This window comes from Mesorhizobium escarrei (genome assembly GCF_935825525.1).
GTDB classification, from domain to species: domain Bacteria; phylum Pseudomonadota; class Alphaproteobacteria; order Rhizobiales; family Rhizobiaceae; genus Mesorhizobium; species Mesorhizobium escarrei.
In genome coordinates this window covers 44,245-67,088 of the sequence record NZ_CAKXZT010000190.1, presented here as the reverse complement: position 1 = coordinate 67,088, position 22,844 = coordinate 44,245, and the positions used below count along the sequence as shown (strand labels likewise).

Here is a 22,844-nt window from a genome sequence, read left to right as displayed (position 1 = left end):
GAGACCTTTTTTCATGACCTATCTCATCTACATCGTTGCTGCCCTCGCCGAGATCGCCGGCTGCTTTTCGATCTGGGCGTGGTGGCGGTTGGAAAAGTCGCCGCTGTGGCTGGCTCCAGGCCTGGCCTCGCTCGCTTTGTTCGGCTTCCTGCTGGCGCTGGTAGACATCAGTGCTGCGGGGCGCGCCTATGCCGCCTATGGCGGCATTTATATCGCCGCCTCGCTCGGATGGCTGTGGCTGGTGGAAGGCGTGCGGCCCGACCGCTGGGACCTTGCCGGCTCCGCGCTCTGCATCGTTGGCGCCTCGGTCATTCTGCTCGCACCTCGGGGTGCCTGAGCCATGGAACTGCCTATCCCGCTTCGACAGGGCGTCGAGCATCTTCTCGAAAAAGTGCCGCTGCCGACGCTGAAGCAAGCGGCAAAAACGCTGTCGGACCGCTACCGCGCCGAACTGCGCGACGGCCGCCTGCACATGGCCGAGGAGATGGCGGTCAAGGCCTATCTGGCGACGCGGCTGCCGGCGACCTATGCCGCCGTCCGTGCCAGCCTCGATGCGCTCAGCGAGACAAGGCCCGACTATGCTCCGAAAACCCTGCTCGATGTCGGAGCCGGCCCCGGCACCGTGCTTTGGGCCGCGCTCGATCTCTGGCCCGACCTCGAGCAGGCGGTGCTGATCGAGGCGAGCGCCGCGGTGCGCCGGGTCGGCGCGGCGCTTGCCACCGAGGCGATGACGGCCAGGGTCGCCTGGCTGGCCGGCGATGTCACCCTCGACCTTGCCGATCTCAAGCCGGCTGAGTTGGTCACCTGCGCCTATGTGCTGGACGAGATCGGACCGGCGTCTCTGCCAAAACTCATCGACCGGCTCTGGCACTTGACCGACGATACGCTGCTGGTCGTCGAGTCGGGCACGCCGGCCGGATGGCAGCGCATCCTTGCCGTGCGCCGGCAGCTGATCGAGGCCGGCGCGCATGTGCTTGCGCCTTGCCCGCATGAGGCGCCCTGCCCGCTCGTGGCGCCCGACTGGTGCCATTTTTCGCGGCGCGTCGCGCGTTCGCGCCTGCACCGCCTGGCCAAAGACGCCGACGTGCCATGGGAGGACGAGAAATTCATCTACGTCGCCGCCTCCCGCCAAGCTGTTGCCCCACTGCAGGCACGTGTGATCGCACCGCCGAAATCGGGCTCCGGCAAGGTCCTGCTGAAATTTTGCGAAACGGACGGCAGTGCCGACGAAAAACTGTTCACCAAGCGCGATGGCGATGCGTTCAGGCTGGCGCGCCGGCTCGACTGGGGCGACGCAGTCTAGTCTCGCATCGATTCCTGGGCAGCACCCTTCTCTTCGATTTTGTTCTTGCTTTGTTCAAAGCGTCGCGTAGAATCGCGGCCTTGCCGAGTCAAATGGAATCAGAGCCCGGGAGTTCTGTCCTGTGGACGGTTTGCCGTTCCTGTGAACAGCGGGCATCAACGCTGATTGAGCGCGAGTGATGCATATAAGTCAGCACCGGCTTTTTCTCGTTCTGGTATCGAGAGGTCGGGATCGAAATTCGGGGACATCATGGCTGAGGCAGCGCGAAAATTCGGCGTCGCGGAGCAACCGCTCTATCGCGAGGCACCGAACAACATCGAGGCCGAGCAGGCACTGCTCGGCGCCATTCTCGTCAACAACGATGCCTTCTACCGTGTCTCGGACTTCCTCAAGTCGGGCCATTTCTACGAGCCGCTGCATAGAAAGATCTTCGAGGTCGCCGCCGAACTCATCCGTATGGGCAAGATAGCGACGCCGATCACGCTGAAGACCTTCCTGCCGGCCGACGAGAAGGTCGGCGACATGACGGTTGCGCAATATGTGGTACGGCTGGCCGTCGAGGCGGTCACCGTCGTTAACGCCGCCGACTACGGCCGCGCCATCTACGATCTCGCCACGCGACGCGCGCTGATCACCGTCGGCGAAGACATGGTGAACATCGCCTATGATGCGCCGGTCGACATGTCGCCGTCCGAGCAGATCGAGGATGCCGAGCGGCGCCTGTTCGAACTGGCCGAGACCGGCCGCTACGATGGCGGCTTCGAGAGCTTCACCGACGCGGTTAAAACCGCCGTCGACATGGCCAACGCCGCCTATATGCGCGACGGGCATTTGTCGGGCGTTGCCACGGGCCTGCGCGATCTCGACCGCCGCATGGGCGGCCTGCAGCCGTCCGATCTGATCATCATCGCCGGCCGACCCGGCATGGGCAAGACCTCGCTTGCCACCAACATGGCCTTCAACATCGCCGAAGCCTATGTGCCGGCGCAACAGGCCGACGGTTCGTTCAAGGCGGCAAATGGCGGCGTCGTCGGCTTCTTCTCGCTCGAAATGTCGTCGGAACAGCTCGCCACCCGCATCATTTCCGAGCAGACCGAGATCCCGTCGTCAAAAATTCGCCGCGGCGAGATCAGCGAGATGGACTTCGAAAAGCTGGTCGCATGCTCGCAGACTATGCAGAAGATCCCGCTGTTCATCGACCAGACCGGCGGCATCTCGATCGCCCAGCTATCGGCGCGGGCGCGGCGGCTGAAGCGCCAGCGCGGCCTCGACGTCATCGTCATCGACTATATTCAGCTGATGCAAGGGTCGAGCGCCAAATCCTCGCAGAACCGCGTGCAGGAGATCACCGAAATCACCACCGGCCTGAAGGCGCTGGCCAAGGAGCTTGCCGTGCCGATCATCGCGCTGTCGCAGCTGTCGCGCCAGGTCGAAAGCCGTGACGACAAACGCCCGCAGCTTTCGGATCTGCGTGAATCGGGCTCGATCGAGCAGGACGCCGACGTGGTGATGTTCGTCTATCGCGAGGAATACTACTTGAAGAACCGCGAGCCGAAGCCCGGCACCGACGAATACATCAAATGGGAACACGAGATGAACGAGATGCGCGGCAAGGCCGAAGTCATCATCGCCAAGCAACGCCATGGACCGACCGGCTCGGTCAGCCTCGCCTTCCAGGGCGAGTTCACCCGCTTCTCCGACCTCGCCGAGGAGCATCATATTGCGGAGAGGTTTGAGTAGACATGGGTAACCGTTTCGGGTTTCCGGCCTCTCTTGCTCTCGCGCTCCTTGGCGCGGCTGTCTTGCCCGGGATCGCTTCCGCTTGTTCCATGCCTGCCGGCTGGACGCGACAGCGAGCATTTGCAGAGGCGGCCTTCGTCTTCCATGGCCGGGTGACAGCCACGGAGCTTAGTTCAACAAAGCTTGGGGATGTCCCAGCCGACGTGGGCGATGGCCGGATACTGGTTAACGTACGATACGAGACAATCGAGGTGTTCAAGGGCAAGCCGGAAGCGAATGGTACGATCTCTACGACCACGCTGATCATGGGAGGATGTGGTGTACCCGTCCTAACCGGGCAGCATTTCCTGTTTTATGTCGACGGGCTTGATGAGAAGGCGCGGAAAGAATTGCCTGAACTTGCCGGCCGGACACAAGGAATGATCTCCATCTACGACACGCAGATGCTACCGCCCAATCCTGAGTTGCTCGACGAGGCGCTTGCCGAAGTCCGCGCGCACGCCAAGAAGCACTGAATTGCATCCACACTCCCCAAACCACGCTCGGATACTTGGACAGTCCCAGTCAGCCACCATTCAAAACTGGGTGCGGATCCATGGCTAAATCGCGCATCCAGTTCATTTGCCAGAATTGCGGATCGGTGCATCAGCGCTGGGCCGGCAAATGCGATGCCTGCGGCGAGTGGAACACGCTGGTCGAGGAAGGCACGTCCGGCGGCATCGGCTCGGGTCCGGCCAACACCCGCAATGCGCGCAAGGGCCGCGCCGTCGTGCTCACGACTTTGTCCGGCGACATCGAGGACGCGCCGCGCATCGTTTCCGGCATAGGCGAACTCGACCGCGCCACAGGCGGCGGTTTCGTACGCGGCTCGGCCCTTCTGGTCGGCGGCGATCCCGGCATCGGCAAGTCGACGCTGTTGACCCAGGCTGCCGCAGCACTGGCGTCCAAGGGTCACCGCATCGTCTACGTCTCGGGCGAAGAGGCGGTCGCCCAGATCCGGCTGCGTGCGCAGCGGCTCGGCGTCGCCGATACTCCGGTGGAGCTTGCCGCCGAAACCAATGTCGAGGACATCCTCGCCACCATCGCCGACGGCAAGCGGCCGGACCTGGTGATCCTCGATTCGATCCAGACCTTGTGGACCGACATGGCCGATTCGGCGCCCGGCACCGTCACCCAGGTGCGCGCCGCCGCCCAAGCGATGATCCGCTATGCCAAATCCACAGGGGCGGCGATCGTGCTCGTCGGCCACGTTACCAAGGAAGGCCAGATCGCCGGGCCGCGCGTCGTCGAGCATATGGTCGACGCGGTGCTTTATTTCGAGGGCGAAGGCGGCCACCACTACCGCATCCTGCGCACGGTCAAGAACCGCTTCGGACCGACCGACGAGATTGGCGTGTTCGAAATGTCTGATATGGGCCTGCGTGAGGTCGCCAATCCATCCGAGCTTTTTCTCGGCGAGCGCCATGCGAAAGCGCCGGGCGCCGCGGTTTTCGCCGGCATGGAAGGTACCAGGCCGGTGCTGGTCGAGATCCAGGCGCTGGTGGCGCCGTCGTCGCTAGGCACGCCGCGTCGCGCCGTCGTCGGTTGGGACGGCGCCCGGCTGTCGATGATCCTCGCCGTTCTCGAAGCCCATTGTGGAGTCCGCTTTGGCACGCATGACGTCTATCTCAACGTCGCCGGCGGCTACCGTATCTCGGAGCCGGCTGCCGATCTGGCGGTGGCGGCCGCACTGGTTTCCTCGCTCACTGGTCTTGCCCTTCCCGCCGATTGCGTCTATTTCGGCGAAATCAGCCTTTCGGGCGCCGTGAGGCCGGTTGCGCACGCGCAGCAGCGCCTGAAGGAAGCCGAAAAGCTGGGTTTTGGAAGCGCGGTTCTGCCCTTGGGCAGCGAGGAACTTGCCGGGGGGATAGGGGCCGGCGCTTTCCAGCCCACCGAGCTTGCCGATCTCGTGGCGCGCATAGCCGGCTCGCGGCGCAGCCGCGCCGACGAGCAAGAATGACGCGGCTCATGAAGTGGGGCAAAAGACATGCCGATTACGCTGCTTGACGGAATTCTCGTCGGCTTCACCTTGGTCTCGGCGATGCTCGCCATGGTTCGCGGCTTTTCGCGCGAGATCCTTTCCGTCATCTCCTGGATAGCGGCGGCCGCCGCAGCGTTCTTTTTCTACCAACCGGTCCTGCCTTACGTTCAGCCCTATGTCGACAATGAGAAGATTGCCATGGCCGCCGCCGCCGGCATCGTCTTCATCGTCGCGCTGATCGTCGTTTCCGTCATCACCATGAAACTCGCCGACTGGATCATCGATTCCAGGGTCGGCGCGCTCGACCGCACGCTTGGTTTTCTCTATGGCGCGGCGCGCGGCATCCTGGTCGTCGCGGTGGCCCTGCTGTTCTTCAACTGGCTGGCCGGCCCCAAGGCTCCGGGCTGGGTCGCCGATGCCAAGTCGCGGCCGCTGCTCGAATCGATCGGCGCCAAGCTCGAAAGCCTGCTGCCCGAGGATCCGGAAAACGCGATCCTCAACAGGCTCAATCCTAGCCAGCCGGCACCCGAGACCGGCGCCGAGACACCTCCGGCAGCGGACGCCCCCGCGGCGGACGCACCGGCAGCCACCGACGATGCTCCGGCGCCCGACGGCAGCGAGACCGACGCGCCACCGGCCGACAATGCACCGGCCAATCCGGCGCCGGCAAACTGACGATCATGTGAAAGCCGCAAACTCTACGTTGCTCTCGAGCAGTCATCACACTATATAGCGACTTTAGCGGAGCTGAAGATGGCAGACGCAGACGACGTGCTTTCCGCCGAAGCTGACGATCACTTCCATGACGAATGCGGCGTGTTCGGCATTTTCGGCCGGCAGGACGCCGCAGCTATCGTCACGCTTGGCCTGCATGCGTTGCAGCATCGCGGCCAGGAAGCGGCGGGTATCGTTTCCTATGACGGCACCCAGTTCCATGTCGAACATCATGTCGGCCTGATCGGCGATACATTCACCAAACAGCGCGTCATCGACAGCCTGCAAGGCAACCGCGCCATCGGCCACACGCGCTACGCCACCACAGGCGGTGCCGGCCAGCGCAACATCCAGCCGTTTTTCGCCGAGCTCGCCGATGGCGGCTTCGCCGTCGCCCACAACGGCAACCTCACCAACGCCATGACAGTGCAGCGCGCGCTTCAGAAACAGGGCGCGATCTTCTCGTCGACCTCCGACACCGAGACGCTGCTGCATCTGGTCGCCACCAGCAGGGAGCGCGATCTCAACTCGCGCTTCATCGATGCGGTGCGCCAGGTCGAAGGCGCCTTCTCGCTGGTGGCGATGACTTCAAAGAAGATGATCGGCTGCCGCGATCCGCTCGGCATCCGGCCGCTGGTGCTCGGCGATCTCGACGGCGCCTGGATCCTGGCTTCCGAAACCTGCGCGCTCGACATCATCGGCGCGCGTTTCGTGCGCGACCTGAAGCCCGGCGAGATGGTCGTCGTCACCGCCAAGGGTATCGAGAGCCTGTTTCCGTTTGAGCCACAGAAGACCCGCTTCTGCATCTTCGAATATGTTTATTTCGCGCGTCCGGATTCGTCGGTCGAAGGCCGCAACGTCTATGAAGTTCGCAAGCGCATCGGCGCCGAGCTGGCGCTCGAAAGCCCGGTCGAGGCCGATATCGTCGTGCCGGTGCCGGACAGCGGCACCCCGGCGGCGATCGGCTTTTCGCAAGCTGCGGGCATCCCATTCGAGCTCGGCATCATCCGCAATCACTATGTCGGCCGCACCTTCATCCAGCCTGGCGATTCGATCCGCCACATGGGTGTCAAACTCAAGCACAACGCCAACCGCCGCATGATCGAAGGCAAGCGCGTGGTGCTGGTCGACGATTCGATCGTGCGCGGCACCACCAGCCAAAAGATCGTGCAGATGGTGCGCGATGCCGGCGCCAAGGAAGTGCACATGCGCATTGCTTCGCCGCCGACGCGCGCTTCCTGCTTCTATGGCGTCGACACGCCGGAGAAGTCGAAGCTGCTGGCGTCGCGCATGTCGGTCGAAGAGATGGCCGAGTTCATCCGCGTCGATTCGCTCGGTTTCCTGTCGATCGACGGGCTCTACCGCGCCGTCGGCGAGGCCGGCCGTGACGACGCGCAGCCGCAATTCTGCGACGCCTGCTTCACCGGGCAATATCCGACCCGGCTTGCCGATTTTGAAGGTTCGGACAATGTGCGCACGCTGTCGCTGCTGGCGGCAGGCGGGGCTTAGGTGCCGGACCACCATTTGCCTTCCCCTGTTGTGTTTTCACGTCTAGCGAGGAGGCTCTCGCATGATCCCCACCCCTAGCCTCGATCTTTCCGGCCGCGTCGCGGTCGTCACCGGCGCCTCGCGCGGCATCGGCTATTTCATCGCCTTGGAACTTGCCGCCGCTGGAGCGCACGTCATCGCGGTTGCCCGCACTGTCGGCGGACTGGAGGAACTCGACGACCAGATCAAGGCAACGGGCGGACAGGCGACGCTGGTGCCGCTCGACCTCGCCGACATGGCCGGCATCGATCGGCTGGGCGGCGCCATCCATGAGCGATGGGGCAAGCTCGACATCCTGGTCGCCAATGCGGCGGTACTCGGCGTCATCTCGCCGATCGGCCATGTCGAGGCCAAGACTTTCGAGAAAGTGATGACCATCAACGTCACCTCGACATGGCGGCTGATCCGCTCGGTCGACCCGTTGCTCAGGCTCTCCGACGCAGGCCGTGCCATCGTGCTTTCCTCCAATGCCGCCCATTCGGCGCGGGCCTTCTGGGCGCCCTATGCGGCGTCGAAGGCGGCAGTCGAGACCATGATGCGTTCCTGGGCGCATGAGACGGAAAACCTGGCCCTCAGGGTCAATGCCGCCGATCCCGGCGCCACCCGCACTGCCATGCGTGCGCAGGCGGTGCCCGGCGAGGATCCGGAGACGCTGCCGCATCCCCAGGAGATCGCCAAACGCATCGTGCCGCTGGCCAGCCCTGCGCTCAGGGAAACCGGGCTGATCTTCCAGGCCAAACAAAACCGCTTTGTTGCCTACCGGCAGCCGGAGTAGACGCATCACGCATTTCGACGGAAGAATTGCGCCGCCGCGGACGTTATTGGAATGCCAGATTTTCCGAAACGGAGGACCACCATGCGCAGACTGCTTCTCGTCACTGCCGCTGCATCGCTGGCAGCCATCGGCGTCGCATCCTCGCAGGATGCTACGATGAGCTTCTTCGTCACCAGCGTCGGCTCGGGCAAGGGCGCCGATCTCGGCGGCCTCGCGGGCGCCGATGCGCATTGCGCCTCGTTGGCTGAAGCCGCGGGCGTTGCGGGCAAGACATGGCGCGCCTATCTCTCGACCAGCGACACCGATGCGCGCGATCGCATTGGTAAGGGGCCGTGGTTCAACGCCAAGGGCGTCAAGATCGCCGACGATGTCGCTTCGCTGCATAGCGATGCCAATGCCATCACCAAGCAAACGGCGCTCGACGAAAAGGGCGAAGTGGTCAACGGCCGCGGCGACAAGCCCAACCGGCACGACGTGCTGACCGGCTCCCAGCCCGACGGCACGAAAATTGCCGACCAGACCTGCGGTGACTGGACGCTCAGCGGAGCGGAAGGTGCGGCAATGACGGGCCATCACGACCGCACCGGTCTCGACGATTCGGCCGCCGCCAAATCGTGGAATTCCTCGCACGCTTCACGCGGCGGCTGCAGCCAGGAGGCGCTGAGGAGCACCGGCGGCGACGGCCTGTTCTATTGCTTTGCCGTGAACTGAGCTGTTCTGAACATCCGCGGTTGCTGACCACCGCCCGGCGCTTTCGCCGATCGCCCGGAGTTGATAGGATCACCCGACTCCCAGCGAGGAAATTTCCATGGCTTCGAGCGTAGCGTTGGTCTGGTATCTGGTGATTGCCGGCCCGCAAGGCGGCATGGTGGTGCTGCCCAGCACGTTCGACACTCGCGAACAGTGCGCCTTCGCCGTCACCGAATATCAGAAGCAGCCAACGCCGGCCGGCTGGTCGGTGCAGTGCGTGCCGAGCGCCTCGCCGTTCGCCGACGAGGGCGAAAGTGAGTAGCCGGGGCGCGTTTCAACGCTGCGCGCTGACCGTCAGTTCCGGACTCGTATTGATGGTCTGAAACACCACGCAATAGCGTTCGGTCAGCTTGAGCAACGCGTCGACGCGCTCCTGTGGCTCGTCGGTGTCGAGGCCGAAATTCAGCCGGATGGCGCGAAAGCCGACCGGCGCATCTCTTGCCACACCTAACGTGCCGCGAAAATCGAGATCGCCTTCGGCCTCCACCGTGGCGGCGCCGAGCTTGAACTCCAGCGCCGTCGCCACTGCCTTCAGCGTCACGCCGGCGCAAGCGACCAGCGCCTCCAGCAGCATGTCGCCCGAGCACAGTTCGAGCCTGGAACCGCCGGTAGCCGGGTGCAGCCCGGCAACCGCGAGCGCCCTGCCGGTCTCGACCTTGCAGGCGATCGACTGGTCGTCGACCGAGCCCTTGGCCCGAAGCGTGATCAGCGCGCGCGATGCGTCGTCGCGATAGGCCTTCTTGAGCGGCGCCTGCATGGCCTTCAGTCCGGTGGCGTCCATGTCAAACCTTTTCGGCGGTCATTTTCATCGCTCGTCACGATACTCGAATAGAACCGGTACGGCCTAAACCTTGATTTCACGACATTTGGATCGGAGTGACAAGCCGCCCAGACGTTGCTGCGTCGTTAGATCTGATGCCTTTTCACGCGGCCTGGGGCCTGCACGCGATGACGCCGTCCGTCCGAGCCCGCACCTCGGGTGAGGCCAGGCAGGTGGCGACGGCCTCGTAGCCGGGAGTGCCGGGGTACCGGGCGACGCACGTTGGCGGGCTGTGATTGGCTGGGCAGAGGATGATCGCTTCGTCGGTGCCAACGCCGCCAAGTCCAGTATCGCGCGGGGGCGTATGAGCAGAAAAAGTGGCCGATCACCGGGGCCAGCCCTGTCCCAACGCAAGCTCGTCGCTGGCGCAGCGCCGCGCAGGGTTCTGGCCGTGTAGCGTACGCCGTGGGCCCGATCGTCGCGGCCGGTCTGCTGATCATCGGCAGCGAACATTCCCGCAGCGGCTGTAGGATACGGCAACCCCTGCTGACAGTACGGTGTCAGGACAAGGCAGCATAGTCTGGTGACATGACGGGATTCCTAACCATGCCTGACACCGCTGCCGAGCGCACCATTGGCATCATCCTGGTTTCGGCGTCGGCCGCGGTGTTCGGCCTCACCGGCGTATTGACCAAGTCGATCCATGCCGATCCGCTGACCATCACCTGTTGGCGCGGCTTCGTCGGCTCGATCCTGATCAGCCTCTATGTGCTTTGGCGGCGCCGCCAATCCGGGGGGCGTGAAAGCCCGCGCCTCGGCTGGCGCGGCTGGCTACTGGCGATCGAGGGCGCGCTAGCCAGCATCGCCTTCATCTCGGCGTTTAAGTTCACCTTCGTCGCCAATGTTGCGATCATCTACGCCACTGCGCCCTTCGTCACCGCGCTGCTTGCCTTCATTCTGGTTCGTGAGCGCTTCCGGCTGCAGACGCTTGCCGCCGCCGCCGTGTCGCTTAGCGGCGTGGCGATCATGGTCTGGTCCGGCTTCGGCACCGGCCATCTGTTCGGCGACGGGCTGGCGCTGCTGATGACAATCGGCAGCGCTCTCTACATGATCATGGTGCGCGCTTTCCGCGACACGCCGGTGGTGTGGGCCGGAGCGGTGTCGGCATTCCTTTTGTTCGTGCTCGGTTGGTTCGTCACCGATCCATTGGCGGTCTCGGCCAGAGACGCAATGCTGCTCGTCGCCTTCGGCATGTCGTTCGCGCTGGCCTCTATTCTGTGGACGGAGGGCGCGCGGCTCATTCCGGCGGCCGAATCCGGCCTGCTGGGCTCCGCTGAAGTACCGTTCGCGATCCTGTTCGCTTTCCTGTTCCTGGCCGAGATCCCGCCAGCCGCCAGCATGATCGGCGGCGCCATCGTGCTGTGCGCGGTGTTTGCCCATGCCGGGCGCGACTGGCAAGCGGCCAGGCAGCGCTCTGCCTGAGAAAAATCTGCCGCTGAAATAAATTTGCCCGTGCAAATAAATTAGCAGGGTCATGGAACCATCAACAGGTTCAGGCATTGTTAGCTTGACGGGTCATCCAAGTCCCCCAAACCCCTCGGCCCGTCTAACCTATAGCCGATCGCAAGGTCGGCTTTTTCTTTTGCGAAATCAGCTTGGTGCGCTTGCCAAGGCAAGGTTGCCGCTGAACAGCGCAGCCAGATCCTGGGCCGGGGGCTCGGCATCCTGGCGCAGCCGAATGGCGAACTCGGCGATCGGAACCTGCGGCAGGCCAAATTCGCGGGGTGCCTCGACGATGCCGGAATGGGCAAAGCGCGCCGTCCGCAGCGTCAGCGCAATGCCGGCATTCACCGCCGTGCGCAGCCCGGCCAGGCTGGCACTGCCGGCGGCGATGCGGTAGCGGCGGCCTGCCCTGTCGAGTGCCGCGATCGCCGCTTCGCGAAAGCCGCAATGCGGATCGAGCAGCGCCAGCGGCAGTTCGTCCTGGCGTGCGGCCAAGCCTCTTTGCGAACAGAGCCACATCATCGGCTCGCGGAGCACGCCGATCTCGTCCGGCGCCGGAGCCTGTCGCATGGCGACCATCAGATCGAGGATGCCGGTTTGGAGTGCCTCGGCCAATTCTGCGGAGCGGCCGACGCGCAGTTCGATCCTGACGCGCGGATAGCTCGCGGCAAAGGCCCTGAGCAACTCCGGGTGGCCGCTGTCGGCGAAATCCTGTGTCGTGCCGATGGCCACGCGCCCATCGGCTCGAACGCCCTTGAGGGCCAGCCACGCTTCGCGATGCACAGCAAGGATGCGCCGCGCATGACCGGCCAGGTCTTCGCCCGCCGGCGTCAGGACGCGCCCTCTTCCCTGCGGCACCAGAAGTGGTTCGCCGACAATATCCTCAAGCCGCTGCATCTGCGTGGTCACCGCCGACGCCGAGCGCCCGACAAATGACGCCGCCTGCGCCAGCGAGCCGCCGTCGACGAAGGCGAGAAAGGTTTTGAGGAGGTCGGGGTCGAGCATTTTCATAATTCAATAGGATCAAAGTTTTCCCTTAAAACAATTCGATTTTCATAACCCAAGAGCGATGGAAGATTTCTGACGGCGAAGAGACGCCGCGTAACCCGAGGAGAGAAAATTATGCCGATCATCAATGTCAGCGTCACAGGCAAGCCCGATGCCGCTTTGTCCGCCGCTATCGCCAAGCAGGTGACCGAACAGACCGCCACGCATCTTCGCAAGGATGCGACGATCACAGCGGTGGCCATTTCCTATCATGACCCCGAGCACTGGTTCGCCGGCGGCAAGTCGCTGGCCGAGCATGGCGCCAACAGTTTCTGGCTCGACATCAAGGTGGTCGACGGCACCAACACCAAGCTTGAGCTGGACGCCTATCTTAAGGCGCTCTTCCTTGGCTTTGGCAGCCTGCTGGGCAAGGTGCATGAGGAGAGCTATGCCTTCGTGCATGAAGTCCCGGCCGCCGCCTATGGCTATGGTGGCAAGACACAGGAATTCCGCTTCATCAGCGGGAGATTGAAGGCGGCGTGAGCCGCCCCCATCAATCCAGGCTCATGCCGCAGGCGCTTTCTCTGCCACACGGAAAGATAGGCACCGCACTTTTTCATGGCCGGCCAGGGCCAGTAAGGCGAAGGTACCGCACCTCCGCATTGACGTTGAGCGCACTTCGTCTAGGTTCTCATCGAAGCGGTCAGGAAGAGCCGCGAGGTTATAATCTGTTGGGAGAGACGCGGCATGATCCTGACACTGGCGCTGCTTGCGGGTCTCGTCGCGGCCTGGCTGCTGATCGGCGTGGTGGAAAAATTCCGCCTCGGCCTGCGCTTCACGCAGGCGCTGCTCTATGTGCCGTTCAAGCTCGCCTACCGGATTGCCGACGGCCGCATCAAGATCGCCCGCGACGCGGCCGCCCCGGTCATCTACGTCATTTCGCACCAGTCGCGTCTCGATCCGGCGCTGATGCTGTCACTGCTGCCGGAAGACACGCTGCACATCCTCGATGAGGCCTCGGCGCGATCGCCCTGGCTCGAACCATGGCGCGAGCTTGGCCGCACCATCGCTTTCAACGCCGAGCATGTCTTCGTCAGCCGCCGGCTGGTGCGGGTGCTGAAGGGCAAGGGCCGCCTTGCCGTCTATCTGCCGGATGCGGTCGAGCCTGATATCAAGACATTTCGCCTGTTTCGCGCCGTCACCCGCATCGCCATGCAGGCCGATGCCCGCATCGTGCCGATCTTCGTCGCCGGCGCGCGCACTCTGCCGGTATCGCTGACGCCGGCGGACAAGGCGCCGCGGCGATGGTTTCCTCTTCTGTCGATCAGCGTGCTGGAGCCAATGACCATCGCCGAGCTGGTAGCGCGAAATCCTGATCAGTCCTCGAACACCAATGCGCTGTTCGACCGTGTCGCCGAAGCCCGGCTTTTCGGCAGCGATCCTAATCGCGGCCTGTTCCTCGCCATACGCGACGCCGCCGACGGTGTCGGAGCCTCGCATCCTATCGTCGAAGACGTGGTCAGCGGCACGCTGAACTACAGAAAGCTGTTCATCGGCGCGCGGGTGCTGGGCCGCCGCTTCGAGGCGGTGACGGCGCCGGATGAAGCGGTTGGAGTGCTGCTGCCCAACGCTAACGGTGTCGTGCTGTCGCTCGTTGGCCTGTTGTCAGCGAGCCGGGTGGCGGCGATGATCAACTACACCGCGGGCCCGGCCAGCGTCACCGCCGCCGTGCGCACGGCCGAGATCCGCACCGTGGTTTCGTCGCGAGCCTTTATCGACAAGGCCAACCTCGCTGACATCGTCGCGGCGGTGGAAGAGGGCGGCGCCAAGCTGTTATGGCTGGAGGATGTGCGGGCCAGCGTAACCGTGCTGGACAAGCTCGCTGCAGCCTTGCTGTGGCGCTGGCCGCTGCAGCCGCAGAATGCGGCCAAGCCAGCAGTGATCCTGTTCACCTCTGGCTCGGAAGGCACGCCGAAGGCGGTGGTCCTGTCGCACAGAAATCTTCTCGTCAACGCCATGCAGGCCGAGTCCCGCATCACCATCTCGCCGGCCGACATCCTGCTCAACGTGCTGCCGGTGTTCCACTCGTTCGGGCTCACCGGCGGCACCATCCTGCCGCTGGTCACCGGCGTGAAACTGTTCCTCTACCCCTCGCCGCTGCACTACAAGCTGATCCCCGAGGTCGCACGCAAGGCAAGGCCGACGGTCATGTTCGGCACCGACACCTTCCTCGCCAACTATGCGCGCACCGCCAAGGACGGCGATTTCTCCAGCCTGCGCTTCATCGTCGCCGGCGCGGAGGCGGTGAAACCGGAGACGCGCCGCGTCTACCGGGAGCGCTTCCAGGCCGAGATCGTCGAAGGCTTCGGGCTGACCGAGGCATCGCCCGTCGTTGCCGTCAACACCGCCATCCACGGCCGCGACGGCACGGTCGGGCGACTGTTGCCGGCCATGCGCATGAAGCTCGAGCCGGTCGAGGGCATTAGCGGCGCCGGACGGTTATTGCTCAAGGGGCCGAATTTGATGATGGGCTACATGACCTCAGATCGGCCTGGGGAATTGCAGCCGCTCGACGGCTGGCACGATACCGGCGACATCGTTTCTGTCGACCGCGAGGGCTTCATTACCATTCGCGGCCGGGCCAAGCGCTTCGCCAAGATCGCCGGCGAGATGGTGTCGCTGGGCGCGGTCGAGATGCTGGTGCAGTCGCTATGGCCGGAAGAGCATCACGCTGTGGTGGCGGTGCCGGACAAGCGCCGCGGCGAGCGTATCGTGCTGGTCACCACCGCCGATGATGCCGACCCCGATGAATTGCGCAAATTCGGCAGACAAGCCGGCGCCGCCGATCTGATGGTGCCGAACGACATCGTCAAGGTCGAGGAAATCCCGGTGCTGGGTTCTGGCAAGACCGACTATGTCTCGACCCGCAAACTGGCGATTGATCGACTGGGACTCAGCGCGGCGGCCTAGCGACTAGAGGACCACCACCGACAACAGCAGGATGAACCCGACCGCCATCATCAGCAGGCCCGGCCAGTTCTGCGACAGGCCGAGGAAACCGAGGCCGCGCCGCCGCGGCTCAAGTGTCGGGCCTGACATTGCGAGGTTTGGCGTCGAGCGATCCGGCGCCGCGCGAGCAGGCGCCGGATCGCTGAGCCGCCCACGCCATAGGGCTGCGCCAGCCATATACACCACGCCGGCGACAATGAGCAACGCGCCAATAAGGACGGCAGCCATTTCTCCTCACTCTTCTTTAAGCTCCTGAGCCGCTTCAAGGGCTGATAGCGAGGCGTTCGCAACGTCGCTCGCCTCGCCCGCTGAGACAGAACGGTCAAGACGCCGGCAGGTTCCCGCTAGAGCGGGATGCGTCCGAATTGAACAAATTGAACTGGGGCATCCCGCTCTATCTATTCGTTTTAGCCGCATTTCTGCGACGCCAAGTGATTCCACTTGGCTGCAAAATGCTCGGGATGACCATCAGGGAATAGGCGACAGGTCTGTCAGCCGAAGTCCGAAGGCGGCACCTTCTCGCCTTCGCGCTTGGCGCGCTTTGAATAGGCGCGGATGCTGAGCGGCAGGAAGAGCAGATAGCCGGCAACCGACGCCGTCAGCGTGTACCAGGGATAAGTCATCAACAGCAGGATGTAGAGGACGACGCCGAGGATGATCGGCAGCACCTTGTCGCCCGGGACTTTCAGGCTTTTTCCGGAATAGACCGGCAGCCGGCTGACCAGCAGGAAGGCTACCAAAACGGTGAAACCGGCGGCGATGAAGGCGGCAGGGCGGGACGGCTCCACGCCAAGCCGCAGGAAGTACAGATAAAGCGGCAGCATCACCAGCACGGCGCCCGCCGGCGCCGGCACGCCGACGAAATACTCGGTCTGCCACTGTGGGCGATCAGTTTCTTCGTCGAGCACGTTGTAGCGAGCGAGTCTCAGCCCGCAGGCGATGGTGAACAGGAGCGCCGCAATCCAGCCCGGCGAGCCGGCTTGGTCGAGCAGGAAGGCATAGAGCACCAGCGCGGGTGCTACGCCGAAATTGACGATGTCGGCCAGCGAATCCATCTGCGCGCCGAATTTGGACGTCGCCTTCAGCATGCGTGCCAGGCGGCCGTCGATGCCGTCGAGGAAGGCGGCCAGCAGCACCATCACCACTGCCGGCTCGAAACGGCCTTCGAAGCCGAAGCGGATGCCCGAGAGGCCGGCGCAGATGGCGAGCACTGTGACCAGATTGGGCAGCACCATGCGCATCGGAATTTCACGGATGCGCGGGCCGCCGCTGCCATGCGCCTCGAATTTTTTGAACGGCGCGCCCACGGCTCAGGACACCCGCACGAGCGGCGTTGCGGCAATGCCGCCGAATTCGGCCAGTATGGTTTCACCACCAACCGCGGTCTGGCCGACGGCGACACGCGGTGTTGCGGTCGACGGCAGGAACACATCGACGCGCGAGCCGAAGCGGATCAGCCCGAAGCGCTCGCCGATGCCGATCGTGCCGCCGGTCTCGGCCCAGCAGACGATGCGCCGCGCCACGAGGCCGGCGATCTGCACCGCAGCCACCGTGCCGTTGGGGCTGTCGATGACCAGCCCGTTGCGCTCGTTGTCGGCGCTCGCCTTGTCGAGTGCGGCGTTGAGGAACTGGCCAGGCCGATGCTCTATCCTTGTGATGCGGCCGCGCACCGGAGCCCGGTTCACATGACAGGAGAAGACGTCCATGAACACCGAGATGCGGGTCATCTCGCCGCCCCCAAGGCCAAGTTCGCGCGGTGGCACTGCCGGACCGACCGCCGTGATGATGCCGTCGGCCGGGCTCACCACCAGCCGGTCGTCGACCGGCGTGACGCGCTCAGGATCGCGGAAGAAATAGACGCACCAGGCCGTCAGGATGAGGCAGACCCAGAACAGGATCGAAGAAAAATAGCCGAGGAAAAGCGTCACCGCTGCGAAGGCGGCGATAAACGGATAGCCTTCGCGATGGATCGGAACGAACGTTTTTTTGATCGTGTCGACGAGGTCCATGGAATGGAAACAGCCTAGTTTCAGGTCCGGCCTCAATAGCGGAAACACCCTGTGGCCGCAACGCGACATTGAGGGAACGCCGGATCGGGGCGTTCTCGTCCGCATTAGCCGATCGCGGGCGTTGGAAGGGGTCCAATGAGCCTGTCCAAAAAAGCATGACAGTTGTCGGGGCGAGCCGGTCTCATGCGTCCTTGGAGATGCGGGCCTTGTCAAAGCGCCCGCCGAACGAAAGCTGGAGGCAACAAATGCTGTCACAGAAATCAGCAGCAAAGGAAGCGCGGGTCGTGATGAACGGTCTGGCGTTCGGCGAATCGCCGCGGTGGCATGATGGCAGGCTTTGGTTCTGCAACTGGGGAACCGGCCAGATCATCGCCGTCGATGCCGACGGCAACAGTGAGGTCATGCTCACCGTGCCGGCCACCCTGCCCTATTCGGTCGACTGGCTGCCGGACGGTCGCCTGGTCGTCGTCTGCGGGCGTGAGGGATTGGTGCTGCGGCAGGAAGCAGACGGGACGCTGGTCACCCACGCCGATCTGCGACACCTCTCAGGGAATGCCTGGAACGAGATCGTCGTCGACGGGCGCGGCAACGTCTACGTCAATGGCGGTGGGCCAGCGCCGGTTCCCGGCCAGCATTTCGGCCCCGGCACCATCGTGCTGATTGCACCGGACGGGTCGGTGCGGCAGGTGGCGGACAAGATCGCCTTCGCCAATGGGATGGCGGTGTCGCCTGACAACAAGACGTTGATCGTCGCCGAATCCCACGCCAACAGGCTGACCGCCTTCGACATCGCCGCCGATGGCGGCCTTGCCAACCGGCGGCGATGGGCCGACCTCGGCAACGGCTTTCCCGACGGCATCTGCCTCGATGCCGAAGGCGCCATCTGGTATGCCGACGTCCCCAACCGGCACTGCGTGCGGGTACGCGAGGGCGGGGCGATGCTCGACAGCGTCGATGCCGATCGCGGCTGCTTTGCCTGCATGCTCGGCGGCGCCGACGGCAAGACGCTGTTCATCGTCGCCGCCGAATGGCGCGGCTTCGAGCACATGATCAGCGATGCGCGCACCGGCCAGGTGCTCAGCATCGAGGCTTCCGCGCCGGGCGCTGGCTGGCCGTAAGGGCTACGACACCTCGGAGGGGCGGCGGCGGACGACGACGCCGAACTCGTCGCGCTCGCGAGCAATGCGCAACCGCTCCTCGGCCTCGGTTGCCTCACGCTGGCGGTCCCACATCGACGCGTACAGGCCGGCCTTGCGCATCAAGGCGGCATGCGTGCCGCGCTCGGCGATCTGGCCGTCCTGCAGCACGATGATCTCGTCGGCCGCAATCACCGTCGACAGCCGGTGGGCGATGACGATGGTGGTGCGGCCCTTGCTGACGAGGTCGAGCGCCGCCTGGATCTCCTGTTCGGTATGGCTGTCGAGAGCCGAGGTCGCCTCGTCGAGCATCAGGATCGGCGGCGCCTTCAAAATGGTGCGGGCGATTGCCACGCGCTGCTTCTCACCGCCGGACAGTTTCAGTCCGCGCTCTCCGACCATCGAACGGTAGCCGTCGGGCAGCCGCTCGATGAACGGCCCGATCTGGGCGAGTTCTGCCGCCTTGCGCACATCCTCCTCGCCGGCATCGACGCGGCCGTAGCGGATGTTGTAGGCGATGGTGTCGTTGAACAGCACGGTGTCCTGCGGCACCATGCCGATCGCCGCGCGCAAGCTCTCCTGAGTCACGTCGCGAATGTCCTGGCCGTCGATCAGAATCTTGCCGCCCTGGATGTCGTAAAAGCGGAACAGCAGCCGCGAAACGGTCGACTTGCCGGCCCCCGATGGCCCGACAATGGCAACCGTCTTGCCGGCCGGCACTTCGAAGCTGATGCCTTTCAGGATCTTGCGGTTGGGATCGTAGGAAAACTGCACGTCGCAGAACTCGACCTTGCCGGAGCCGACGACCAGCGGCTTGGCACCCGGCTTGTCGACGATCTCCTGCGGCACATCGAGCAGATCGAACATCTGCTCGATGTCGGTCAGGCCCTGGCGGATTTCGCGATAGATGAAGCCGATGAAGTTGAGTGGCACCGAAAGCTGGATCAGCATTGCGTTGATGAAGACGAAGTCGCCAACCGTCTGCGTGCCAGCCTGCACCTCAAGCGCCGAAAGGCACATGACGATAACCGTGCCGAGACCGAAGATGACGCCCTGGCCGAAGTTCAGCCAGCCGAGCGAGGTCCATATCCTGGTGGCGGCGGTCTCGTAGCGCGCCATCGAACGGTCGAAGCGCTCGGCTTCCATGCCCTCGTTGTTGAAATACTTGACCGTCTCGAAATTGAGCAGCGAGTCTATCGCCTTGGTGCTGGCATCGGTGTCGCTGTCGTTCATGTCGCGGCGAATGACGATGCGCCAGTCGCTCGCCCTGATGGTGAACCAGATATAGAGCCAGACCGTCACCGCCACCACAGCCACGTACTTCCAGCCATAGGTGACCGCGAAGATGCCGGCTGTCAGCGCGAATTCGAGGATGGTCGGCAAGGTGTTGAGCACGGTGAAGCGGACGATCGTCTCGATGCCCTTGGTGCCGCGCTCGATGATGCGCGACAGGCCGCCGGTGCGGCGCTCGAGATGGAAGCGCAGCGACAATTGATGCATGTGGACGAAAGTGCGGAAGGCGAGCTGGCGCACCGCATATTGCCCGACGCGGGCAAACAGCGCGTCGCGCAGCTGGTTGAAACCGAGCTGCACCAGCCGCACGACATTGTAGGCGATGACCAGCATGACTGGCGCCAGCATGAAGGCCGGCAGCGGCGGCACCGACTTGGCGTCACCAGCCAGCGCATCGGTTGCCCATTTGAAGAAGTAGGGACCGGCAACCAGTGTCAGCTTGGCGACGACCAGAAGCACGGTCGCCCACGCCACCCGCGCCCGCAGGTCGGCACGGTCGGCCGGCCACATATAGGGCCACAGATTGCGCAATGTCTTGAAGGTCGAGCCAGAATCGGCAGAGACGGTTTTTTCGGCCATTTTATCGCCTTTTCGTATTTCTTATTGCTTGACCATGATCTTTTCCGAAAACCGGCTTCCACTTTTCGCAGACGCGGTCCTTCGGTTCGGGATGATGGTCTAGCGGCCGGAGCAGCACGAATTGACCAGTGCGGCCAGCGATGCGGAAACATCTTCGAGCGCATCGCTGTCGACTTCATAGCGCGAGCGTTGCCGATCCGGCTCGTAGCGGACGAGCCCGGCATCGACCAATATCTTTAGGTGCTGCGAAACGGTGGACTGCGCCAGGTCGAGATGGTCGACGACCTCGCGGCAGCAGCAGGAGCGGCTGGCCGAAAGGTGCCGGAGAATTTCGATCCGGGTCGGATGCGAAAGCGCGGCGAGCTTCGCGGCGACGGTCTGGCTGTCGGCGAAGCCGCAGGTCTTCTCGATCAAGGGAGCGTTCATCGTCTATCGGCGATAGACGATGAATGAACTTTCTGCAAGAGCCCGCCAGAGAAGAAAAGGATTTCTAGTTGGCCTTTGTAGGGGTCGTCGTCATCTGGTCACCCATCGCCTTGAGGTTGGCGGCTTCGCCTTCCTGCGATTTTCCGGGGACTTTGAACACCTGCCCCGGCCAGATGCGGTCGGGGTTCCTGATCTGATCCTGGTTGGCGAGGTAGATGGTCGAGTAGCGAACGCCTTGGCCGTAGACGCGCCGCGAAATCCGCCACAACGTATCGTGGCGGCGAATGATAACGGCGCTGTCGGCGTGTTCGAGCTTCGGCGCCGCGGTCTCGGGCACTTCAGCCGGGGGCGTCGCAGCCGCCACATCGGCTGGCGCCTCGGCCGCGGGTGCCGCAGGCGTGGTTGCCGGCGCGGCCGGCTTTGCCTCGGCAGGCGCCACGGCGGCGATCGACTCGCCCGGCTCGCGCTCGAACGGCACGGCGGCACGGGCCACCACCTTGATCCCGTCGGCGTCGAGCGCATCGACGTGGATCGTGTAGGTGCCGACCGGAATGTTGCGCGTCGCCTCGACCAGGAAATGGCCATCGGGCGAAGTCTTAGCGTCGCCGAGCAAGATATCGTTGGCATAGGCGCGCACCTTGCGGCCGGGGTCGGCGAGCCCGGCGACGAAGATCTTGTTGCCGTCGATCTCGATCGCTTCGACGACGAGCTTTGGCCCTGCAGCTGGTGTCGCCGGTGCGGCCGGCCCGCCCGGAGCGGGCGCGGCTTCGGCAGTGGCCGGCGCCGTGGCAGCCGATGCGGCTGGGGCTGGCGCTGCGGCAGCGGGGTCCCCGGCAGCGGAGTCCTCGGCAGCCGGGGCGCCGGCAGGCGGCGATTCAGGCTTTGTCTCGGGTGTAGGAACGGTGAGCAATTCGGAGGCCTTGCCCGGCTCCTCGATCATCGCCAGCACCTGGCCAGCAGGACTCTTGGGAATCGAGACGATAGCCGTCTGCGCCGAGGGGGTCACGACATTGCCGGTCATCGAGCGCAGCGCGATCGTGTAATCGCCGGGTTTCAGCGGATCGTCGAGGACGATGGCAAAAGCGCCATCGGCACCGGCGACCGTCGAGCCGAGAACTGTCGAACCGTTGAGAATCTCGACCTTGGCGTTGGGTGCGGCATTGCCGGCGACGACGATAGAGCCCTTGATTTCGACCCTAACGACATCGAAGGTCGGCGCGATCGCATCGGCCGTGGCCGGCGCTGCTGGTGCCATCGCGGCTGTGGCCGGCGCCGACCGAGGCGGTGCATCGGTCGCCGGCTCGGCCGGCTTCTCCACCGGCGGCGTCAGCGATGCCACTTCCGCCGGCGGCGCACGATTGCGATACGGGTCGAGCGCGCCCGACACATAGGCGGTCCCCGCCGCGGCGATGGAGCCGCCGACGGCGAACAAAAGCGCCTTTACTGGATTAATTGTCATATTTCCCTGCCCTTAGCCACCTAATGCCGGTCTAGCCTGTTTTGCCCAAGCCGACAAGAAAAAGGGATCGACGAGAAAAGTGGGCCGACAAGAAAAACCCCGTCCGGGCTTGACCGCGAATAAAGACCCAATCACCAATCATCTCATGAACACGATTCGATCCATCTGCGTCTATTGCGGCTCGTCTCCGGGCCGCGATGTAACCTATGCCAAGGCCGGACACCTGCTTGGGCGTTCGATCGCCAAGTCCGGCCTGCGTCTGATCTATGGCGGCGGCACCAGGGGCATCATGGGAGCCGTTGCCGAAGGCGCAATGCGGGCCGGCGGCAAGGTGACGGGGATCATTCCGCGCTTCCTGATCAACAGGGAGGCCACCGAAACCGCGCTTGACCGGCTTGACGAGCTCGTCATCACCGAAAACATGCACGAGCGCAAACATACGATGTTCGAGAAATCCGACGCGTTTGTGGCGCTGCCGGGCGGCATCGGCACGGTCGAGGAAATCATCGAGATCATGACCTGGGGCCAGCTCGGCCATCATCGCAAGCCGATCGTCTTCGGCAACATTGGAGGATTCTGGGACCCGATGCTGGCGCTGCTTGACCACATGATGGCCGAAGGCTTCATCCACACCGCGCAGCGGGTCAGGCCGCTGGTGGTCGACGATCCGGAAGCGATCGTCGCTGCCATCATGGTCGCGGGATCGTCGGTCGACGCACCGACCGAGGGTGTGCAGTCGGTAATCGACAAGCTTTAGGGAGTAGGCAGTAGGGGAGTAGGGCAGTAGTGAATGCCGCGCTGATAAGGTACTATCCATGCCGCGCTCATGAGGC

23 protein-coding genes are annotated in these 22,844 nt (G+C 64.0%); 15 read left to right on the top strand and 8 right to left on the bottom strand.

What is annotated here, in order from left to right; translation table 11 throughout:
- The first annotated feature begins 13 nt into the window (after window positions 1-13).
- The 10 genes from NMG80_RS36400 to NMG80_RS36355 all read left to right on the top strand — a co-directional run bounded on the left by NMG80_RS36400 (window position 14) and on the right by NMG80_RS36355 (window position 9,112).
- The gene (locus NMG80_RS36400) at window positions 14-337 is read left to right on the top strand and encodes a YnfA family protein (protein ID WP_254022611.1); all 324 of its coding nucleotides are present in this window, start codon (window positions 14-16) and stop codon (window positions 335-337) included.
- 3 nt (window positions 338-340) lie between these two features.
- Window positions 341-1,303, top strand: a complete 963-nt coding sequence (locus NMG80_RS36395) for a small ribosomal subunit Rsm22 family protein (RefSeq protein WP_254022610.1) — start codon at window positions 341-343, stop codon at window positions 1,301-1,303.
- Window positions 1,304-1,552: 249 nt separating this feature from the next.
- Window positions 1,553-3,043: a replicative DNA helicase gene (locus NMG80_RS36390; RefSeq protein ID WP_254022609.1), complete on the top strand. Its 1,491-nt coding sequence runs from the start codon at window positions 1,553-1,555 to the stop codon at window positions 3,041-3,043.
- 2 nt (window positions 3,044-3,045) lie between these two features.
- Window positions 3,046-3,558: a hypothetical protein gene (locus NMG80_RS36385; RefSeq protein WP_254022608.1), complete on the top strand. Its 513-nt coding sequence runs from the start codon at window positions 3,046-3,048 to the stop codon at window positions 3,556-3,558.
- Between the two features lie 80 nt (window positions 3,559-3,638).
- Window positions 3,639-5,042 carry a DNA repair protein RadA gene (gene radA / locus NMG80_RS36380; protein WP_128188121.1) on the top strand — a complete coding sequence of 468 codons (1,404 nt, stop codon included), beginning with the start codon at window positions 3,639-3,641 and terminating at the stop codon, window positions 5,040-5,042.
- A gap of 27 nt (window positions 5,043-5,069) precedes the next feature.
- Complete coding sequence (locus tag NMG80_RS36375) at window positions 5,070-5,738, top strand: CvpA family protein (protein WP_254022607.1); 669 nt, start codon at window positions 5,070-5,072, stop codon at window positions 5,736-5,738.
- A 78-nt stretch (window positions 5,739-5,816) separates the two neighbouring features.
- Entirely contained in the window at window positions 5,817-7,286 is a 1,470-nt protein-coding gene (purF, locus tag NMG80_RS36370) for an amidophosphoribosyltransferase (RefSeq protein ID WP_254022606.1), read from the top strand.
- 61 nt (window positions 7,287-7,347) lie between these two features.
- Window positions 7,348-8,100 carry an SDR family NAD(P)-dependent oxidoreductase gene (locus tag NMG80_RS36365; protein ID WP_254022605.1) on the top strand — a complete coding sequence of 251 codons (753 nt, stop codon included), beginning with the start codon at window positions 7,348-7,350 and terminating at the stop codon, window positions 8,098-8,100.
- Window positions 8,101-8,181: 81 nt separating this feature from the next.
- On the top strand, window positions 8,182-8,811 hold the full coding sequence (locus NMG80_RS36360; RefSeq protein WP_254022604.1) for a hypothetical protein: 630 nt from the start codon (window positions 8,182-8,184) through the stop codon (window positions 8,809-8,811).
- Between the two features lie 97 nt (window positions 8,812-8,908).
- A complete protein-coding gene (locus NMG80_RS36355; protein ID WP_027152685.1) occupies window positions 8,909-9,112 on the top strand; it encodes a hypothetical protein in 204 nt (67 codons plus the stop codon).
- A 12-nt stretch (window positions 9,113-9,124) separates the two neighbouring features.
- On the opposite strand, the gene NMG80_RS36350 is transcribed toward NMG80_RS36355, so the two are convergent.
- Window positions 9,125-9,631 carry an OsmC family protein gene (locus NMG80_RS36350; RefSeq protein ID WP_254022603.1) on the bottom strand — a complete coding sequence of 169 codons (507 nt, stop codon included), beginning with the start codon at window positions 9,629-9,631 and terminating at the stop codon, window positions 9,125-9,127.
- Between the two features lie 585 nt (window positions 9,632-10,216).
- Here NMG80_RS36350 and NMG80_RS36345 point away from each other — a divergent pair.
- Window positions 10,217-11,092, top strand: coding sequence for a DMT family transporter (locus tag NMG80_RS36345; RefSeq protein WP_254022602.1), 876 nt, complete (start codon window positions 10,217-10,219; stop codon window positions 11,090-11,092).
- A gap of 168 nt (window positions 11,093-11,260) precedes the next feature.
- Here the strand turns inward: NMG80_RS36345 and NMG80_RS36340 are convergent, their stop codons facing one another.
- The gene (locus tag NMG80_RS36340) at window positions 11,261-12,124 is read right to left on the bottom strand and encodes a LysR substrate-binding domain-containing protein (RefSeq protein ID WP_254022601.1); all 864 of its coding nucleotides are present in this window, start codon (window positions 12,122-12,124) and stop codon (window positions 11,261-11,263) included.
- 111 nt (window positions 12,125-12,235) lie between these two features.
- Here NMG80_RS36340 and NMG80_RS36335 point away from each other — a divergent pair, with 111 nt between their 5' ends.
- The gene (locus NMG80_RS36335; protein ID WP_254022600.1) at window positions 12,236-12,643 is read left to right on the top strand and encodes a tautomerase family protein; all 408 of its coding nucleotides are present in this window, start codon (window positions 12,236-12,238) and stop codon (window positions 12,641-12,643) included.
- 204 nt (window positions 12,644-12,847) lie between these two features.
- A complete protein-coding gene (locus tag NMG80_RS36330) occupies window positions 12,848-15,070 on the top strand; it encodes an AMP-binding protein (protein WP_254022599.1) in 2,223 nt (740 codons plus the stop codon).
- Window positions 15,071-15,073: 3 nt separating this feature from the next.
- Here the strand turns inward: NMG80_RS36330 and NMG80_RS36325 are convergent, their stop codons facing one another.
- The 3 genes from NMG80_RS36325 to NMG80_RS36315 form a co-directional block, all read right to left on the bottom strand.
- Complete coding sequence (locus tag NMG80_RS36325; RefSeq protein WP_254022598.1) at window positions 15,074-15,337, bottom strand: hypothetical protein; 264 nt, start codon at window positions 15,335-15,337, stop codon at window positions 15,074-15,076.
- A gap of 263 nt (window positions 15,338-15,600) precedes the next feature.
- Window positions 15,601-16,416 carry a CDP-alcohol phosphatidyltransferase family protein gene (locus NMG80_RS36320; RefSeq protein ID WP_254022597.1) on the bottom strand — a complete coding sequence of 272 codons (816 nt, stop codon included), beginning with the start codon at window positions 16,414-16,416 and terminating at the stop codon, window positions 15,601-15,603.
- A gap of 3 nt (window positions 16,417-16,419) precedes the next feature.
- Window positions 16,420-17,118 (bottom strand): phosphatidylserine decarboxylase, encoded by a 699-nt coding sequence (locus NMG80_RS36315; protein WP_095483175.1) that lies wholly within the window; start codon window positions 17,116-17,118, stop codon window positions 16,420-16,422.
- Window positions 17,119-17,363: 245 nt separating this feature from the next.
- Here NMG80_RS36315 and NMG80_RS36310 point away from each other — a divergent pair, with 245 nt between their 5' ends.
- On the top strand, window positions 17,364-18,236 hold the full coding sequence (locus NMG80_RS36310) for an SMP-30/gluconolactonase/LRE family protein (RefSeq protein WP_254022596.1): 873 nt from the start codon (window positions 17,364-17,366) through the stop codon (window positions 18,234-18,236).
- 3 nt (window positions 18,237-18,239) lie between these two features.
- Here NMG80_RS36310 and NMG80_RS36305 read toward each other — a convergent pair whose 3' ends face one another.
- From NMG80_RS36305 to NMG80_RS36295, 3 genes are all read right to left on the bottom strand, one after another.
- Window positions 18,240-20,126 carry an ABCB family ABC transporter ATP-binding protein/permease gene (locus NMG80_RS36305; RefSeq protein ID WP_254022595.1) on the bottom strand — a complete coding sequence of 629 codons (1,887 nt, stop codon included), beginning with the start codon at window positions 20,124-20,126 and terminating at the stop codon, window positions 18,240-18,242.
- Window positions 20,127-20,225: 99 nt separating this feature from the next.
- A complete protein-coding gene (locus NMG80_RS36300; protein WP_254022594.1) occupies window positions 20,226-20,552 on the bottom strand; it encodes an ArsR/SmtB family transcription factor in 327 nt (108 codons plus the stop codon).
- Window positions 20,553-20,616: 64 nt separating this feature from the next.
- Window positions 20,617-22,011, bottom strand: a complete 1,395-nt coding sequence (locus NMG80_RS36295) for a LysM peptidoglycan-binding domain-containing protein (protein WP_254022593.1) — start codon at window positions 22,009-22,011, stop codon at window positions 20,617-20,619.
- A gap of 145 nt (window positions 22,012-22,156) precedes the next feature.
- Between NMG80_RS36295 and NMG80_RS36290 the strand changes: the two genes are divergently transcribed.
- Window positions 22,157-22,768 (top strand): LOG family protein, encoded by a 612-nt coding sequence (locus NMG80_RS36290; RefSeq protein WP_254022592.1) that lies wholly within the window; start codon window positions 22,157-22,159, stop codon window positions 22,766-22,768.
- Window positions 22,769-22,844: the final 76 nt, after the last annotated feature.